The sequence below is a fragment of the Fodinicurvata fenggangensis DSM 21160 genome (assembly GCF_000686045.1).
In the GTDB taxonomy this organism is placed as follows: domain Bacteria; phylum Pseudomonadota; class Alphaproteobacteria; order Kiloniellales; family DSM-21159; genus Fodinicurvata; species Fodinicurvata fenggangensis.
The window spans coordinates 220384-236340 of the sequence record NZ_JMLV01000004.1; the positions used below are offsets into that span (position 1 = coordinate 220384).

The 15957-nt window shown below is 63.4% G+C and carries 15 protein-coding genes; 7 read left to right on the top strand and 8 right to left on the bottom strand.

The window, feature by feature from the left end:
• Positions 1-28: 28 nt before the first annotated feature.
• Together BP38_RS19780 and BP38_RS19785 are read right to left on the bottom strand one after the other, a co-directional pair.
• Positions 29-796: a DUF6969 family protein gene (locus BP38_RS19780; protein WP_051609137.1), complete on the bottom strand. Its 768-nt coding sequence runs from the start codon at positions 794-796 to the stop codon at positions 29-31.
• Positions 797-886: 90 nt separating this feature from the next.
• Entirely contained in the window at positions 887-2077 is a 1191-nt protein-coding gene (locus BP38_RS19785) for an MFS transporter (protein ID WP_081816550.1), read from the bottom strand.
• Positions 2078-2156: 79 nt separating this feature from the next.
• Between BP38_RS19785 and BP38_RS0108640 the strand changes: the two genes are divergently transcribed.
• The gene (locus tag BP38_RS0108640; protein WP_051609139.1) at positions 2157-2657 is read left to right on the top strand and encodes an Lrp/AsnC family transcriptional regulator; all 501 of its coding nucleotides are present in this window, start codon (positions 2157-2159) and stop codon (positions 2655-2657) included.
• A 13-nt stretch (positions 2658-2670) separates the two neighbouring features.
• On the opposite strand, the gene BP38_RS0108645 is transcribed toward BP38_RS0108640, so the two are convergent.
• The 6 genes from BP38_RS0108645 to BP38_RS19790 form a co-directional block, all read right to left on the bottom strand.
• Complete coding sequence (locus tag BP38_RS0108645; RefSeq protein ID WP_026987402.1) at positions 2671-3099, bottom strand: universal stress protein; 429 nt, start codon at positions 3097-3099, stop codon at positions 2671-2673.
• A 50-nt stretch (positions 3100-3149) separates the two neighbouring features.
• Positions 3150-5948 carry a TRAP transporter permease gene (locus tag BP38_RS0108650; protein WP_026987403.1) on the bottom strand — a complete coding sequence of 933 codons (2799 nt, stop codon included), beginning with the start codon at positions 5946-5948 and terminating at the stop codon, positions 3150-3152.
• A gap of 122 nt (positions 5949-6070) precedes the next feature.
• Complete coding sequence (locus BP38_RS0108655; RefSeq protein WP_026987404.1) at positions 6071-7057, bottom strand: TAXI family TRAP transporter solute-binding subunit; 987 nt, start codon at positions 7055-7057, stop codon at positions 6071-6073.
• 416 nt (positions 7058-7473) lie between these two features.
• On the bottom strand, positions 7474-8319 hold the full coding sequence (locus tag BP38_RS0108660) for a beta-keto acid cleavage family enzyme (RefSeq protein ID WP_026987405.1): 846 nt from the start codon (positions 8317-8319) through the stop codon (positions 7474-7476).
• The gene (locus BP38_RS0108665) at positions 8316-9656 is read right to left on the bottom strand and encodes an aspartate aminotransferase family protein (RefSeq protein ID WP_026987406.1); all 1341 of its coding nucleotides are present in this window, start codon (positions 9654-9656) and stop codon (positions 8316-8318) included. Before BP38_RS0108665 ends, BP38_RS0108660 begins: the two co-directional genes overlap by 4 nt.
• 9 nt (positions 9657-9665) lie before the next feature.
• The gene (locus tag BP38_RS19790; RefSeq protein WP_051609140.1) at positions 9666-10754 is read right to left on the bottom strand and encodes a response regulator; all 1089 of its coding nucleotides are present in this window, start codon (positions 10752-10754) and stop codon (positions 9666-9668) included.
• A 192-nt stretch (positions 10755-10946) separates the two neighbouring features.
• Between BP38_RS19790 and BP38_RS0108675 the strand changes: the two genes are divergently transcribed.
• The 6 genes from BP38_RS0108675 to pheS all read left to right on the top strand — a co-directional run bounded on the left by BP38_RS0108675 (position 10947) and on the right by pheS (position 15952).
• On the top strand, positions 10947-11948 hold the full coding sequence (locus tag BP38_RS0108675) for a hypothetical protein (RefSeq protein WP_026987407.1): 1002 nt from the start codon (positions 10947-10949) through the stop codon (positions 11946-11948).
• Between the two features lie 161 nt (positions 11949-12109).
• Positions 12110-12685, top strand: coding sequence for a putative pterin-binding protein (locus tag BP38_RS0108680; protein WP_211250270.1), 576 nt, complete (start codon positions 12110-12112; stop codon positions 12683-12685).
• Positions 12682-14004, top strand: a complete 1323-nt coding sequence (locus tag BP38_RS21710) for a sensor histidine kinase (RefSeq protein ID WP_051609141.1) — start codon at positions 12682-12684, stop codon at positions 14002-14004. Before BP38_RS0108680 ends, BP38_RS21710 begins: the two co-directional genes overlap by 4 nt.
• Before the next feature lie 157 nt (positions 14005-14161).
• On the top strand, positions 14162-14362 hold the full coding sequence (rpmI, locus tag BP38_RS0108690) for a 50S ribosomal protein L35 (RefSeq protein WP_022729988.1): 201 nt from the start codon (positions 14162-14164) through the stop codon (positions 14360-14362).
• Positions 14363-14377: 15 nt separating this feature from the next.
• Positions 14378-14746: a 50S ribosomal protein L20 gene (rplT, locus tag BP38_RS0108695; RefSeq protein WP_026987409.1), complete on the top strand. Its 369-nt coding sequence runs from the start codon at positions 14378-14380 to the stop codon at positions 14744-14746.
• A 132-nt stretch (positions 14747-14878) separates the two neighbouring features.
• On the top strand, positions 14879-15952 hold the full coding sequence (gene pheS, locus BP38_RS0108700) for a phenylalanine--tRNA ligase subunit alpha (RefSeq protein ID WP_026987410.1): 1074 nt from the start codon (positions 14879-14881) through the stop codon (positions 15950-15952).
• Positions 15953-15957: the final 5 nt, after the last annotated feature.

Genomic DNA, 15957 nt, shown 5'->3' on the forward strand with positions numbered 1-15957 from the left:
GCTTCGAGTCAATTCTGTGGGCGTAATCTCAGGATGAAAGAGATTTCTCGTCCTGGAACAGGTCGATGGCCGCCATCTGCTGCTCGACATCGATATCAAGCCAGGAGGTGATTTCCAGGCGGCGGTCTTCCAGGACGTTCTCCGAGGGGTGGCTGCTTTGCCAGCGTGCGAGCTGGCGGTCGCGTTCGCGGACCAACGCGCAGATCTGCGGGCGGAAAAAGCGCAGCATGGCCGTGATCCAGCGGTTGGTGGGCCAGGACGGCTGGGCATGGCCTATGGCAAAACGGTCCAGCATGCGGTTCACCTCGTGGGCGCGATAGAGGGTTTCCCCGGTCACCCAGCGGTTCACGGTAAAGAGTGCCCGCGCGCGGCCGTGCCCATCCATCGAGACTGCGATCAGGTGACAGGGGCCGTCCTGGCCCGCCTCCAAGAGGTGTCCGGGTGCCGCCGGAGCTGGCCGGATGCCGCGCGGCATGCCCTGTGGGCCCAGAAAGGTGTGGAAATGCCCATGCTCTGTGGCCGGCCGGCGATCCGGCGCATGGGCATGATAGTAGTACTGGGCATGGGTTTCCCTGTCCTCGACACCGCCGGCAGGGTAGGTTTCCCATTCATAGAAGGGCCCCTGGTTGCGCAGGATCTCTGAGACCACATTGTCGCCAGTGCGTTCGAGCACCGCCTCCACCGTCCGGATTTCCTCGCCAGCTTCGGCCAGGTCGGAAAGCTCCTGGAGCGACAGGGCGTGGAGCTCTGTATCCTTCGTAACTGGTGCGTTCTCCTGGGGGCGTGTCGGCTTCATATGTGAAGAAATAACGTGCTCAAGGGCCCATGGCGAGGACCTAATGCACAGGCAACTGCTCCCCTTGATGCATCGAGACACAATACGCTCTCATCGATGCTCTCTGGCGTTCGGTTCGGCAGAGCGTGGCCGGGACTGTACGGCGAGACAGGAAACAAACATTGCTCCAAGGGCCAGTCCGCTTGCTGCAAGGGATATCCCGGAAAAGCCATAGACAGCGTACAGATGGCCCATGAACAGAGGCCCTGCAAAAACGGCTGTATAAGTAACGGCACTGTGTAAGCCCAGGATTGTTCCCCGCGCGTCGGGATGTCGCTCAGAAAGGAGCAGTACTAGGATGTTGAGACCGTAGTGGTTGACTATTCCCCAAACGAGGGCAGCGCAAAGGGCACCCGCATAGGATTGAGAAGCTGGTATCAGGAGCAGATAGATCATGGCGATTGCAGCAAGCGAGAAGGGGAACAACCGGGCCGGCCCGATCCGATCGAGAAGAAAAGTACCAAGGCTTGCGAAGCCGAAGCCTGCTCCATAAGCCAACACGACGGTTCCGGCCAGTGCCGCGTCCAGTCCCAGAACGAGACGCAGGTGATCTCCAAGGAAGGCATAGACACCATAGAATGCTGACATGTAGCCGAAGCAGATGAGCAGCAGGGCCGGAATACCCGGCGTCCTGAGCGCCGCCAGAGGCGAGATCTGCTGGGCGTTCGAGGAATTGGCCGGCAGGCGGCATCCGAGAAAGCCGAGTAAAGCCGTGAAGGCGACGACCGCCAGAGTAACGTAGGCCCAACGCCATCCGCCGTATTCGGTGATGAATGCAGAGACGGGAACGCCAGCTACCAGCGAAATGGCCCAGCCGTTCAATACCCGTCCCAGTGCACGGGCTCCCTGCCGCCCGGAGGCCGAACTTGTGGCAGTGGCATAGATTGCAGGCAGCATAATGCCCGCTGAAACGCCTGCGAAGGCCTGTGCCGTTGCCAGGACCTGCCAACTCTGACTGGCGGCACTGACGAGCAGTGCAGTGGTCAAGACGGTTGCTGTCATGCAAAGCATCCGACGTGCGCCATAGCGGTCGATCGCCCCGGCGAGGAAAAGAGCAGAAATTGCGGTAGAGATACCATAGGCAGAGATGACGCGTGCGACGACGACGGCTGTGGTGCCGAAATCCTGTGCAACATCGGTCAGGATCGGACTGAGCACGAAAGAATTGGAGCCTACCACAACTATTCCAAGAATAAGCAAAGGTGTAACAGCCCTTGAGGAAGTGGTGGTGAAGCTGGACATCGCTTGCTCCAGTAGTTTATAAAATATGGCATACACTTGCATATACCTTTATAAAATTTGGCATAAAGTGATTTATGGTATGCCCGATTCAGAAACGAATGAGGTTCGTAAACGCACCGCACCGGTAGAGGTTCCTGACGTAACGGACCGAAGGTTGTTAAGGCTGTTGGCCGAGGATGCCACGCGGTCTTACGCGGAACTTGGTCGCCTCGTGCATCTGTCTCCTCCTGCGGTGCACGAGCGGGTCAAACGTCTGAAACGCGAAGGTGTGATTACAGGAACAGTTGCGACACTCGATGGTGCCAAGATTGGATGCCCGCTTTTGAGTTTCATTCACGTGGATACGGATGGCTGGGGCCTGTCGGGACCCGTGCTGGCCTTGCGGGACCTGGCAGACGTTGAGGAAATCCACACTGTAGCCGGGGATACCTGTCTGATCCTCAAGGTTCGCACCCGAGATACACAGGCATTGGAAGCGCTTCTCGAACGCCTCTACAGTATCGAGGGTGTACGTGGGACTCGCAGCTTTATCGCCCTGCGCAGCTATCTGGAGCGCGGGCCAAAGCCGGATATTCCATAACTATCTGTCAGAGTCAGTCCCGCACCACCAGGACCGAGCAGTCGGCGTGGCGGACGACGCGCGCCGCGTTGGGGCCCAGCAGGTAGTCCTCGAGGCCCGGGCGCGTGGAGGCCATGACGATAAGGTCACAGTTGGTCTGTTTTGCGTAGTGCAGGATCTCCTTGTAGATCGTGCCGTGGGCCAGGATGTGCTGGACGCTGATGCCTTCGGGGACGTGTTCCTTCACGAAGGCATGCAGAGCCTGGTTGCCCTTCTCGAGCGCCTGTTTCTCGTAGTCCCTGGGAAAGAAACTGCCCACCATGCTGAGACCAAAGTCGGGAAGCACGCTGATGACGTGCAGTGTCGAGCCAAAGGCCTGGGCGTACTCGACAGTCGTTTCCAGGGCCTTCTTGTGGGTGTCGGGATCGTCCAGATCCACGGCCAGGAGTATGTCACGATACATGACGGTTTCTTCCGTTCGTGAGGGTTGCCGGCGTGCTCATGGCCAGGACCTCAGGCCTGGGCCCGGGCGGTCTGTCCGCTTTCCCGCGGACGCCGCCGGCGCTGCAGGAACCAGACGCCGCCTGCTAGAAGGAGCGCGGGAATCAGCATGATCTCCCCGGGCGGTCGATCCGGATTGGGCAATTGGACAGAAGTGACGGTGTAGCCGAAGCCGATGTTGAAGTCGCTGGCCTCGCTGCCCTGGGTTACGCGGTCGATGCGGACCTGATCCCCGGCCGTCGAGACATGCAGGCCGGTGTTGGTTGACAGCCGCTCTTCGGGCGTTTCCATGGGCGCGCCCAGGTTCAGCATGACGGTTTTGGTGACCTCGTCGCCCATGTCGTTGAGGCCCTCGACCTCCATGCGCAGGTATCTGTTGGAAGGGGAGTCTTCGACGATCTCCATGAGCTGCGCCGGCGGTTGCGGCAGATAGGCTTCCGTGAACTGGTCCAGGAACAGCCCGGGACGGAAGATCATCAATGCGGCCAGCAGCAGGGCGGCGCTTTCCCAGATACGGCTCTTGGTGACGAAGAAGCCCTGAGTCGCCGCGGCGAAGATCAGCATGGCCAACTGGGCGGTCACGGCGACCAGGATGACATGCGGGATGCTGTCCACTCCGATCAGCAGCAACTGAGTGTTGAAGATGAAGATGAAGGGCAGGATGACCGTACGCAGGCTGTAGTAGAAGGCCTGGAAACCCGTCTTGATGGGGTCGCCCCGCGATATAGCGGCGGCCGCGAAGGAGGCAAGCCCCACCGGCGGCGTGACGTCGGCCATGATGCCGAAGTAGAAGACGAAGAGGTGGACGGCGATCAAGGGCACCACCAGACCGTTCTGTGGACCCAACTCGACGATCACCGGCGCCATGATGGTGGCGACCACAATGTAGTTGGCCGTGGTCGGCAGGCCCATGCCGAGGATCAGGCAGAGCACGGCCGTGAGGATCAGCATGATCATCAGGTTGCCGCCGGAAACCGTCTCGACGACGCCGGCCAGCACCTGGCTGAGACCCGTCTGGGCGACCACACCGACGATGATGCCGGCGGTGGCCGTGGCGACGGCAATGCCGACCATGTTGCGGGCTCCGGCCACGAAGCCGGAGGCAAGGTCCTCAACACCCGCCCAGGCGGCCCGTCCGACATGGCCGGCCTGGCGGAAGACAGCCAGGATGGGGCGCTGCGTCAAAAGGATGAAGATCATGAAGGCCACGGCATAGAAGGCAGAGAGCCCCGGCGAGAGCCGCTCGATCATCAGGCACCAGATCAGGATCACCACCGGCAGCAGGAAATAGAGGCCGGACTTGACCGTGGGACCGGCCTCGGGAAGCTGAAGGATCGGCGCATTGGGGTCGTCAAGGTGCAGTTCCGGCACCCGCGACGCCTGCCAGAGCAGCGCCAGGTAGGCAGCAAGCACCAGCAGCAGGATGACGATCAGCGAGGCCTCGCCCGCCACCACCTTGATCCAGCCGATGCCATAGTAGACCAGTCCGGAGAGGATAATCAGGCTGGTGACCGTGATGCCCACCCTGACCAGCGTGCCCATCAGTGTGGTTGGATTGCGTTTCGGCAGGCCTTGAAGGCCCATCTTCAGGGCCTCGAGATGGACGATGTAGAGCAGCGCCACGTAGGTAATGACGGCCGGCAGGAAGGCGTGCTTGATGATCTGGATATAAGGAATGCCCACGTACTCGATCATCAGAAACGCGGCCGCCCCCATGACCGGCGGCATGATCTGGCCGTTCACGGAGCTGGAGACCTCGATGGCGCCAGCCTGCTCGGCCTTGTAGCCGACCCGCTTCATCAGCGGAATCGTGAAGGTGCCCGTGGTCACCGTGTTGGCGATGGAGGAGCCGGAAATGATTCCGGTCATGCCGGAGGAGACCACCGCCGCCTTGGCGGGTCCGCCACGCATGTGGCCCAGGAAGGCGAAGGCAACCTGGATGAAGTAGTTGCCGGCCCCGGCCTTGTCGAGCATCGATCCGAAGAGCACGAAGAGGAACACGAAACTGGTGGAAACCCCCAGGGCAATGCCGAACACGCCTTCCTGCGTCAGCCACTGCTGGGAGGCCATGCGGCTGAAGGAGGCGCCGCCGTGGGCGATCATGTTCGGCATGTAGGGGCCGGCAAAAGCATAGACCAGGAAGACCGCCGCAATGCTCGTCAGCGCCGGCCCCAGGGAGCGGCGCGAGGCTTCGAGCAGCAGGATCATGCCGATACCGGACACCACCAGGTCTGACAGGATCGGTGCACCCGGGCGCTGGGTCAGCTGTTCGTAGAAGACGAAGAGATAGAGGACACTCGCCACCGCCAGCAGGGCCAACAGCCAGTCGAGCAGAGGGATGCGGCTGAGCGGCGCCGGGCGAAAGGAGGCCAGGCAGACAAGCAGGGCCGTCAGGCCGGTCGCCGCGAATATGAGGGCGCGCCCACCGTCATCGCCAAGAAACGCCATGACTGCGTAGACGAGCGTGACAAGGCCGCCGATGCCGAAAAGGCTGCTGAAGATAGGATAGCCCCGGGCGCTGCTGATCATGCCCGGGAAGGACAGGAAGGCCAGGAAAATGGCGAAGGCCAGGTGTATGGAGCGGGCCTGTGTGGAGTTGAAGATGCCGAACCCGAGAATGAAGGGCAGGGGAGAGGCGATCCAGACCTGGAAGGCCGACCAGAGAAAGGCCACCGTGAGGATCAAGCGTTTCGGAAAGCCTTCGGGCACACGGGCGCCGGTTTCAATCTTGGCGACCAGATCCTGTGCCGTGTCCTGGGAAGTTGCCGTGCCCTGGGAACTTTGGGTGTTGCCCGTTTCGCTGTTCGTCATGCCAAGCCCCGAATGCCTTCACCCCTTGTCCCGCCAAGTCGTGTGCCCAGGGGCAAGCAGATGAATGAAAAACGGAAGAAAAACCGGGGACGCGAGAGGCGCCCCCGGTTTCAGGTCAAAGCTTACTCTTCGAGGAGGCCTTCTTCCTCGAAGTACTTCTTGGCACCGTCATGCATCGGTGCGGAACTGCCGTCGTTGGCCATGGCGTTTGCCTCCAGGACCTCGAAGGCCGGGTGGAGACCCTTGAAGGTGTCCAGGTTGTCGAAGACTGCCTTGGTCACCTGATAGACGGCATCCTCGGGCACGTCGCTGGAAGTCACGAGGGTCGCGCCGACGCCGAAGGTGTTCACGTCCTCTTCGTTATTGTACATGCCGGCCGGGATGGTGGCGCTGAAGTAGTAGGGATATTCCTCGACCACCTGGTCGATGACCTCGCCTTCCACCGGCACCAGGACGGCGTCGCAAGTGGCGATCGGTTCCTCGATGGAGCCGCTGGGGTGGCCGACAGAGAAGACGAAGGCGTCATAGTTGTTGTCACAGAGCGCCTGCGCCTGTTCGCGGGACGGCAGCTCCGAGGTCTGCTCGAAGTCGTCCTGGGTCCAGCCGTATTCCTCCATCAGAAGGTCCATGATGTTGCGCTGGCCGGAACCGGGATTGCCGATGTTGACGCGCTTGCCCTTCAGGTCCTCGAAGCTCTCGATGCCGGCGTCGGGACGGGCCACAACGGTGAAGGGCTCGGGATGCAGCGAAAAGACGGAGCGCAGGTTCTCGTTCGGGCCGGCATCCTCCATGGCGCCCTCGCCATTGTAGGCGAAGTACTGCACGTCGGACTGGGCCACGCCGAAGTCCAGTTCGCCTTCGCGGATGGCGTTCACATTGAACACCGAGCCGCCGGTGCTTTCCGCTGAGCAGCGGATGCCGTGGTCCGCGCGGCCCTGGTTGACCAGACGGCAGATCGCACCGCCTGCGGGATAGTAGACGCCGGTGACACCGCCGGTGCCGATGGTGACGAAGCGCTGATCCTGAGCATGAGCTTCAGGTGTCGCCAGGCTTCCGTAAGCCCCGGCCGCGAGTGCGGCAACGGCGGCTGTGAGTGCGATTTTCTTCATTGTCCGTATCCTTCTTTACTGCTGAATCCTGAGATCGGAGAGCCCGTGATGCACCCGGCCATTGTCAGGCCGGCGACGGCCGGCAGCAGGCCATTGGCGATTGTCCGGGACGGATGCGAGCAGCCCCGCAAACCGGCCACGAAAGCGTGGCGATCCCGAAGTCGTCCGGAAAACGGTATTCCACCTATGGTCATGGCCTCTGCCGGCGTTTCCCAAGGCTCACCTGTTCACTGTTGTTGTTTGGCGGCATCTTCTGCGCCGCCTTTCAAGGTAAAATTAAACACCTTTTTGGCTCCGGCGCCACCCCCAAATGCGGCGTGCCTGCGCCGCCGGTCAAGGGTGGCCGGACAGGCGGAATCTGCAATCTAAAGGAGAGGTTGTAAACAGCCGGCCTGAAGCGGTGCGCCAGCCCGGTCTCAACTGTCCTGCGGGAACGCCAGCATTTCTCGTGCCGTGGCGGCATCAGCCAGGGGGCGGCCGATGGTTTTCGCTGCCGCGGCAGCGGCGCGGACCAGGGCGGCGTTGTCCGGGGCCGTTCCCCCACTGGGCAGGTGCAGATTGTTCTCGAAGCCCACCCGTGCATGTCCGCCCAGGGCGGCTGCTGCTGCGGCACAAGCGCACTCGCGTGGCCCAAAGGCGCAGACGGCCCAGATGTGCGCCTTGCTGTTGGCCTCGAGGAAAGGAAGCAGTTCGCTGGGGTGCGAGGTCATATCCTGGCTGTAGCGGCCCAGGACGAAGAGTACGAAATGCCGGCGGGCGGGAATGATGCCGCGCTCGGTCAGGTCGTTGAAGCGCCGCAGGTCCTCCACGTCGTAGAGGATGAACTGAGGCGAGATACCTGCCTCGTCCAGCCAGGCCATGAAATGGCTGGCCTCCTCCTCCGCCTCGGCATCGGGCACCAGTTCGCGGACCGAAAGGCTGACGGCCTCGGGCTCCACGGCGCGCACGCAATTCATTTGCTGATGCCGGTCATAGAGGCCGACGGCCTCGGTGGTGATCTGGATGATCAGGTCCTGGCCCACCGCCTCACGGACGGCGGCGATGGCTTCACGGTAACGGCCGGCATCCAGGCTGTGGCGTTCCGCGTCGTCGCGCACGTGCAGGTGCAGCAGGCTGGCGCCTGCCTTGTGGCAGTCCCGCGCCGTCGCGGCCAACTCCTCGGGCGTGATGGGGACGCGTTTGTGATCGGCCTTCGTCTTGCGCGCCCCGTTGGGCGCCACCGCCAGGATCAGGGGGTCCCAATCCTCCATTGAGGCTGTCATGGATTCCCTCCAATTTCATGAATGGCAGCTTGCACGGCCCCTTCGAGTCGCTCGAGAATCTCCTCAATTTGCTGTGCGCCAATGATGAAAGGTGGGGCCAGCAGGATGTGGTCGCCGGACTGTCCGTCCTTGGTGCCGCCGTTGGGATAGCACATCAGACCGTGCTCCATGGCCTGCGCCTTGATCCGGGCAAACAGCTTGTGCGAGGGATCGAAGGGCTGTTTCGTCGCGCGATCCTGGACCAGCTCGATGCCGAGGAAGAGCCCGCGCCCCCGTATGTCGCCGACGTGGGGGTGATTGCCGAAGCGCGCCTCGAGCCCCTGGCGCAGCCTTGCGCCCTGTTGCTGCACATTCTCCAGCAGGCCCTCGCGTTCGATTGTGCGCTGGACTTCCAGTGCGCCGGCGCAGGCTGTGGCATGGCCGATGTAGGTGAAGCCGTGCTGGAAGGCGCCGCTGCCGCCGACGATGGTGTCGTGAATCTCGTCCGACAGCAGGCAGGCGCCGATAGGCTGGTAACCCGCGCCCAGGCCCTTGGCACAGGTCAGCAGATCGGGAACCACGCCGTCCTCATCGCAGGCGAAGAGGCGCCCGGTGCGGCCCATGCCGCTCATGATCTCGTCCAGGATCAGCAGGATGCCGTGACGGTCGCAGATCTCGCGGATTCGCTTGAGGTAACCGGGCACGGGCTCGACGGCGCCCAGGGTCGCACCGACCACCGTTTCGGCCACGAAGGCAATGACGGTTTCCGGGCCCAGTTCGCGAATTTTGGCGTCCAGCTCGTCGGCCAGGCGCTGGGCGTAGGCGGCGTCGCTCTCCTCGGCCGGCTGTTCGCGATAGGGGTAACAGGGCGAGACGTGATTGGCGGGCAGCAGGATGGGTTCGTAGACCGCGCGGCGCCCGGGGTTACCGCCAATGGAAAGCGCCCCCAGGGTGTTGCCGTGATAGCTCTGCCGCCGGGCAATGAAATGCCGGCGCTGCGGTTCGCCCTTTTCGTAGAAGTACTGCCGCGCCAGCTTCATGGCTGTCTCGTTGGCCTCCGAACCACCAGAGACGAAGTAGGCCTTGTTCAGGTTGCCCGGCGCGCGGGCCGTCAGGTGCTCGGCCAGGTCCTCGGAGGGCTGATTGGCGAAGAACCCGGTGTGTGCGTAGGGCAATTTGTCCAGCTGGTCCTTGATGGCCTCGACCACGGCCTTGTGGCTGTGGCCCAGGCAGGACACGGCCGCGCCACCCGAGGCGTCCAGGTAGCGCTTGCCGTTGCTGTCGATCACATAGGGGCCATCGCCACTTACGGCGAGGGGCAAGGACTGGCGGGGTTGGCGGTGCAGTATGGCTGTCATGCCGGAAGCTTAGGCCGCCGGCGTGCCACCATCAAGTGCACCTTGCGGAAGCGTGGCAAGTGCCGTCAGGACCAGGGCAATCAGATCGGCCTGCCGGTTCGTGCCCGTCTTCTCGAAGAGGTTGCGCAGGTGGAAGGCCACCGTGGTCTGCGACACGCCCAGCTCGCTGGCGATCTGGTCCGTTCGCCGACCATGTGCCAGGGCACGCGCAACCTCGCCTTCAGTGGGCGTCAACTCGAAGAGTTCTGACAGCACGGAGCCCGGCAGGTCCGGCCGGCGCTCGGGATCGGACAGGAAGACCACGGCCAGGGGGTCGTCGCGTCCCTCCCCGGCGACAGCCGGCAATGCGCAGGCAATGAGCAGCAGGTCACGCCGGCCCGAGGGACGTGGAACCGACAGGCTGGCGACCTGTTCCCGGCCTTCGCGGGCCGCCGAGCGGCAGGCTTCCAGCTGTTGGCGCAGCTGGCGATTCAGCTGCGGGGTGTCGGTCTTCAGCTCCGGCGCGATGCGCAGGCCGTCATGCGCCTCGTGCAGGGAACGCGCCGCCCGGTTGGTGAAAAGCTGGCCCTCGGCGCCGACCAGAACCACGCCGAAGGCCAGCAGGTCGAGAATCCGGTGCAGCCCGCTGTGGTCTCCGGCGTTGGCCTTGGCCAGGGCAGCGCGAAGTGAGTCCAGTTCCTGCCCGAGCTTGTTGTTGATGCGCTGGACTTGCTGCAGGCGGGCGTCGATGCTGGCCAGCAGCAGGTCATAGTCGATGGGCTTTACCAGGTAGTCGTCGGCCCCGGCACGCTTGCCGTTGATGACCTCCTCGCGCTGATTGAGGGCGGTCAGGAACACGAAAGGCACATCGGCCAGGTCGGGGTGTTTGTTGCGCAGGTGGGCCAGCAGTTCATAGCCATCGAGCTGGGGCATGGAGATATCGCAGAGGATCAGGTCCGGCCGACGGTTCTCCAGGGCGGCCAGCGCCTCCAGGCCGTCTTCGGCGCCGATGGCACGATAGCCGGCTGTGATCAGTTCATCGAGGATGTCCTGACGCAGGTAGGGTTCATCCTCGATACAGAGAATGGTGCCAAGAGTCTCAGCCTGTTTCGTCTCCATCCTCATGGTCCTTCCAGAACCCTGTCGCGATGGCCGTCCCAATCGATGGGGGTATCTCTTTCGGATAGAGTTAGTCCGCAAAGTGCCTGCCAGGCAAGCTTTGCCTGAAGGCCCCCTTCAAACGAACGGGGACAGGCCACACGACAGTCCCTAGGATTCCCTTTTTCCGAACCACGCGGAAGAGGGGACACCATGTGGGATTTCTCGGTTGGCCGGGCGCTGGGCCTGATGGGCCAGACCCTGCCATTCCTGTTGCTGCGCGTCGCCGTCTATTTCGGCGTTGCCGTGGCCTATGTGCTGATGACGGGGGTCGGTGCCGGCGTCGGTTGGGGCATCGGCGGCTTCGGTGACGCCGGTTTCCAGGCCGGTTCGACCTTCTGGGGAGGGCTGATCGGCTTCGGCATCGTTGGTGCCGTGATGTATTTCCTGCGCGAATACATCCTCTATATGGTCAAGGCCGGTCACATTGCGGTGCTGGTGAAACTGCTGGACGGCGAGAAAATGCCGGAAGGCCGTTCGCAGATTGCTTATGCTCGTGAGGAAGTCACGAGCCGCTTTGCCCAGGCCAGCGTGCTGTTCGGCGTGGACCAGCTGGTCAAGGGTGTGCTGAGGGCGATCACTGGGCTGGTGCGCGGGATCGTGACCATCCTGCCGATTCCCGGGGCGCAGCAGCTGGTGAGCCTGCTGAAAGCCTTCCTGAAGATTGCCGTGGGCTTCATCGACGAGGTGATCCTGGCCTATGCGATTCGCACCGGCTCGACCAATGCCTGGGGCTCGGCGCGTACCGGTCTGGTGCTCTATGCCCAGAACTACAAGCCCATGCTGAAGAACGCGGCCTGGCTGGCGCTGATCGTCTATGGCCTGTCCTTCGTGATCTTCCTCCTGATGCTGGCGCCGGCGGCGCTTGCCGTCTACCTGATCCCCGGTGCCTGGTCGGCCGGCGGCATCGTCTTTGCCCTGCTGTTTGCCTGGAGCGTGAAGGCGGCCATCCTGGAGCCCTTCGCAATCACCTGCATGATGCAGGTCTATTTCCGCACCATCGAGGGCCAGACGCCGGATCCGGCCTGGGAATCCAAGCTGGAGCAGCTCTCGGGCAAGTTCGGCAAGCTGAAGGAAAAGGCCCGCGCCTATGGCGCTTCGACGGGCGATGCCGGGGACGGGGGCCTGGCACAAGCCAATCAGAGCGCCTCGTGAGGCCTTTCCGCCGGGCGGGGCCGTGCGCTCCGCCCGGCGGCGGCGCGCGTCCTCATTCCACAGCTGGATCTTCAAGCTGCCGGCAGGCGTGGACAGGCCTGCCGGATTCTGCTGTTCTGAACGGAAGATATCAATAATCCGTCAGGTAGCGGGAGGAAGGCATGTCGTCTGTTTGCATGAGGAAAGTGCGCGCGTTGAAAGGGAACGGGAACAGGTCTGTCCTGAGGCGCTTGTTCCATTCCGTGACCTTGTTCCTGGCCGCCCTCCTGGCACTGGGGGCTGTGTCTGCAGCGGCTTCGGACCTGCCCGATCCCACGGGAGAGGTGCTGCTGACCGTCACCGGCAACATCGGACAGACGAACGATGGGGACAGGGCCCTGTTCGACCGGGCCATGCTGGAAAACCTGCCGAGGCAGACACTGGAGACCCGCACGGTGGTGACCGATGGCGTGAAGACCTTCGACGGCTTCCTGATGCGCGATCTGCTGGCGCGGGTGGAGGCCGAGGGCGAGACGGTCACGGCCAGTGCGCTCAACGACTATGTCATCGAGATTCCCATGGAGGACTTCCAGGATTTCGACGTTCTGGTGGCAACGCAGATGGACGGCGAACGCCTCTCCCCCCGGGACAAGGGGCCCTTGTGGATTGTCTATCCAAGGGACGATCACGAAGCCCTGCAGGACATCCGCTATGACTACCGTTGGGTCTGGCAGTTGATACAGCTCGACATCGAATGAAGCGGCGCCATGATGCCATAGCCTATGCGGTCTCGGGCATTGCCATCCTGGCCTTCGCCGTTGTCCTGGTCTTCGCGCTCTGGCGGCTGCTGGAAACGGAAAGCGAGATGCGCCGGAACGAGGGCGACAACATGCTCTGGGCCATCTCGCAGGCGCAGACGGCCACCCTGCTTCTGGATGCCTCATTGGCCCGGCGCGCCAGCGGCCTGGAAGAGAACACCGAGGTCGAGCGCCGCTACAACGTGTTGCTGAGCCGCTTGAACCTGCTGTCCCAGGGGCCCCAGGCCCGCTACATGGCCGACCTGGGATTTGCCGAACCCCTGGCCGAGGATGCGCGCGCGGTGCGCAACCTGGAGGACGTCATCCTGGGAAAGGGAAGCGGGGCGGAGGAGCCGCCGACAGAGGTCCATTCCGTCCTGGGAGAGCTGGAGCGGGATCTGGGCCGTGCTGCGAACGAATCCATGGTCGCCCACTGGGACCGGACCGGGGCGCGCCTGGATCGGCAACGCGAAGCCATCCTGCAGGTGATCGTCTCGATCCTGGCGATCCTGGCGCTGGGCGTTTTCCTGTCCGTGACCATGCTACGCGCCCTGGCCCAGAAGGAGCGCATGCGGCGCACCCTGGCCAGGGAACAGGAAGTGGCCGAGATATATCGCAGTTTCGTGGCGCTGGTGTCGCACCAGTTCCGCACGCCGCTGGCGGTGATCGACTCCTCCATGCAGCGCCTGCAGCGCCAGGGAGACAGCCTGTCGCGCGAGGATATCCAGGAACGGGCGCGGCGCGCCCGAACGGAAGCCCAGGGCCTGGCCCGCCTGGTGGACACGACGCTGGATGCCATCCGCCTCGAGGGTGGTGGCATTGCCGTGGAGGCCCAGGATTGTGATATCGCCCAGTTGCTGGAACGCGTGCGGGAGCGGCAACTGGGTGTGACGCCGGAACGCAGCATCACGCTGTCTATTGCCGATGAGGTACCGCCCTACATCCGCACCGACCCCTTGCTGGTCGAGCAGGTCCTGGGCAATCTGCTGTCCAACGCGGTCAAGTATTCCCCGGACAGCGAGACCGTGGGCCTGAGCGTGCGGGCGGAGGACCATCGAATCCTCTTCTCGGTGACCGACCGCGGCATTGGTATCCCGCAGGACGAGCAGGACAGGCTGTTCAGCCGTTTTTTCCGGGCCACTACGGCGGCCGGCACACGGGGGGCAGGCATAGGCCTGAGTATTTCCCATCAGCTGGCCGGTGAGCTGGGCGGGGATTTGAGATTCGAAAGTCGCAGCGGCCTCGGCTCCACCTTTACCCTGGCCCTGCCCAATTTATAGGGGACGACAGGTCCGACGGCCGTGAATCCCAGGCCGGCCTTGTCATGCCCTCCCGAGCCCGTTATAACCCGCCTCTCGACGCACGGCGGTGCGGCCAACAGGCATGCCCAGCCGCCGGAATTTTGCTGTCCAGACAGCGACCAGACCAGAGGACAAAATGCCGAAACTGAAGACAAAGAGCAGCGCCAAGAAGCGCTTCAAGCTGACCGCCACCGGCAAGGTGCGCGTCGGCTCCGCTTTCATGAGCCATAACATGCGCAAACGGCCGCAGAAAATGAAGCGCAATGCGCGCGGAACGAAGCTGCTGAGCAGCACGGACGCCCGCATCGTCAAGCGCTATTACATGCCCAACGACTGACGGGAGAGCCGAGCCATGTCACGTATCAAACGCGGAACCACCGCACACGCCCGTCACAAGAAGATCCTGAAGCAGGCCAAAGGCTATCGCGGCCGCAGGAACAATGTCTATCGCGCTGCCGTCCAGCAGGTCGAGAAGTCCCTGCAGTACGCCTATCGCGACCGCCGTGTCCGCAAGCGCAATTTCCGTTCGCTGTGGATCCAGCGGATCAACGCCGGCGCCCGCGAGCACGGCCTGAGCTATTCGCAGTTCATGAATGGCATGCGGAAGGCCGGTATCGAGCTGGACCGCAAGGTCCTGGCCGACATTGCCGTGCGCGAGCCGGAGGCCTTCAAGTCCCTGGCCGAGCAGGCACAGAGCGCACTGAACCAGGCCGAGGCCTGAACGCTTCCTGAGACCGGGCGGCTGCGGCCCCGCAAGGCTGCCCGGTATCGGCCCTCCGCTGTCACCGCTGTTGCGGGGCGTCTTTCCGCGCGTGAGAGCCCCATTTCACCTGAAGACTGCGACAGAGTGCCGATGCAAGACCTGGAACAGCTCAAGCAGAAACTGCTGGACGAGGCCGCCGAGGCGGCCGACCTGGACAGCCTGGAAGCCCTGCGTGTGCGCGCGCTCGGCAAGAAGGGCGAGATCACCCAGCGCATGAAGACACTGGGCCAGCTTTCGCCCGACGAGCGGCGAGAGGCAGGCCAGGCGCTCAACCAGGTGAAGGATGCCCTGGCCGAGGCCATCGAGACGCGCCGCGAGGCGCTGGAGGCGACGGCCCTGGAAGCCCGCCTGCAGGCCGAGCGCATCGACGTCTCGCTGCCCGTACGGCCCGAACGCAGCGGGCATGTCCATCCCATCAGCCGCACCATCGACGAACTGATCGCCATCTTCGGTGAGATGGGCTTCTCGGTTGCCGAGGGACCGCACATCGAGGATGCCTTCCACAACTTCTCGGCGCTGAACATTCCCGAGTGGCATCCGGCGCGCCAGGACATGGACACCTTCTACCTGAAGGCCGAGTCCGAGGACGCGGAACGCCCGGTGCTGCGCACCCACACCTCGCCGGTGCAGATTCGGCACATGCTGTCCGACAAGCCGCCCCTGCGCATCATTGCGCCGGGCCGCACCTTCCGCGCCGACCATGACGCCACGCACAGCCCCATGTTCCACCAGGTCGAGGGGCTGGTGGTGGATGAGACCACGCACATGGGGCACCTGAAGGGGACGCTGATCGAGTTCTGCCGCGCCTTCTTCGGCGTGGACGACCTGCCGGTGCGTTTCCGGCCGAGCTATTTTCCCTTCACGGAGCCCTCGGCCGAGGTCGACATCGGCTGCTCGCACGAGGGCGGGCAGCTGGTCATCGGGCCGGGCAAGGACTGGCTGGAGATCCTGGGCTGCGGCATGGTGCACCCCAAGGTGCTGGAGAATTGCGGCATCGATTCCACCCGCTACCAGGGTTTTGCCTTCGGCATGGGCATCGAGCGCATCGCCATGCTGAAGTACGGCATTCCCGACCTGCGCACCTTCTATGAGTCCGACCTGCGCTGGCTGCGGCACTACGGCTTCCTGCCACTTGATGTGCCGTCCATGGTGCGCGGGCTGTAAGGGGG

What these genes read in the sequence shown, in the direction of transcription:
- BP38_RS19780 (WP_051609137.1), bottom strand. Translation starts at nt 796, where the DNA reads ATGAAGCCGACACGCCCCCAGGAGAACGCACCAGTTACGAAGGATACA.
- BP38_RS19785 (WP_081816550.1), bottom strand. Translation starts at nt 2,077, where the DNA reads ATGTCCAGCTTCACCACCACTTCCTCAAGGGCTGTTACACCTTTGCTT.
- BP38_RS0108640 (WP_051609139.1), top strand. Translation starts at nt 2,157, where the DNA reads ATGCCCGATTCAGAAACGAATGAGGTTCGTAAACGCACCGCACCGGTA.
- BP38_RS0108645 (WP_026987402.1), bottom strand. Translation starts at nt 3,099, where the DNA reads ATGTATCGTGACATACTCCTGGCCGTGGATCTGGACGATCCCGACACC.
- BP38_RS0108650 (WP_026987403.1), bottom strand. Translation starts at nt 5,948, where the DNA reads ATGACGAACAGCGAAACGGGCAACACCCAAAGTTCCCAGGGCACGGCA.
- BP38_RS0108655 (WP_026987404.1), bottom strand. Translation starts at nt 7,057, where the DNA reads ATGAAGAAAATCGCACTCACAGCCGCCGTTGCCGCACTCGCGGCCGGG.
- BP38_RS0108660 (WP_026987405.1), bottom strand. Translation starts at nt 8,319, where the DNA reads ATGACAGCCTCAATGGAGGATTGGGACCCCCTGATCCTGGCGGTGGCG.
- BP38_RS0108665 (WP_026987406.1), bottom strand. Translation starts at nt 9,656, where the DNA reads ATGACAGCCATACTGCACCGCCAACCCCGCCAGTCCTTGCCCCTCGCC.
- BP38_RS19790 (WP_051609140.1), bottom strand. Translation starts at nt 10,754, where the DNA reads ATGGAGACGAAACAGGCTGAGACTCTTGGCACCATTCTCTGTATCGAG.
- BP38_RS0108675 (WP_026987407.1), top strand. Translation starts at nt 10,947, where the DNA reads ATGTGGGATTTCTCGGTTGGCCGGGCGCTGGGCCTGATGGGCCAGACC.
- BP38_RS0108680 (WP_211250270.1), top strand. Translation starts at nt 12,110, where the DNA reads ATGTCGTCTGTTTGCATGAGGAAAGTGCGCGCGTTGAAAGGGAACGGG.
- BP38_RS21710 (WP_051609141.1), top strand. Translation starts at nt 12,682, where the DNA reads ATGAAGCGGCGCCATGATGCCATAGCCTATGCGGTCTCGGGCATTGCC.
- rpmI (WP_022729988.1), top strand. Translation starts at nt 14,162, where the DNA reads ATGCCGAAACTGAAGACAAAGAGCAGCGCCAAGAAGCGCTTCAAGCTG.
- rplT (WP_026987409.1), top strand. Translation starts at nt 14,378, where the DNA reads ATGTCACGTATCAAACGCGGAACCACCGCACACGCCCGTCACAAGAAG.
- pheS (WP_026987410.1), top strand. Translation starts at nt 14,879, where the DNA reads ATGCAAGACCTGGAACAGCTCAAGCAGAAACTGCTGGACGAGGCCGCC.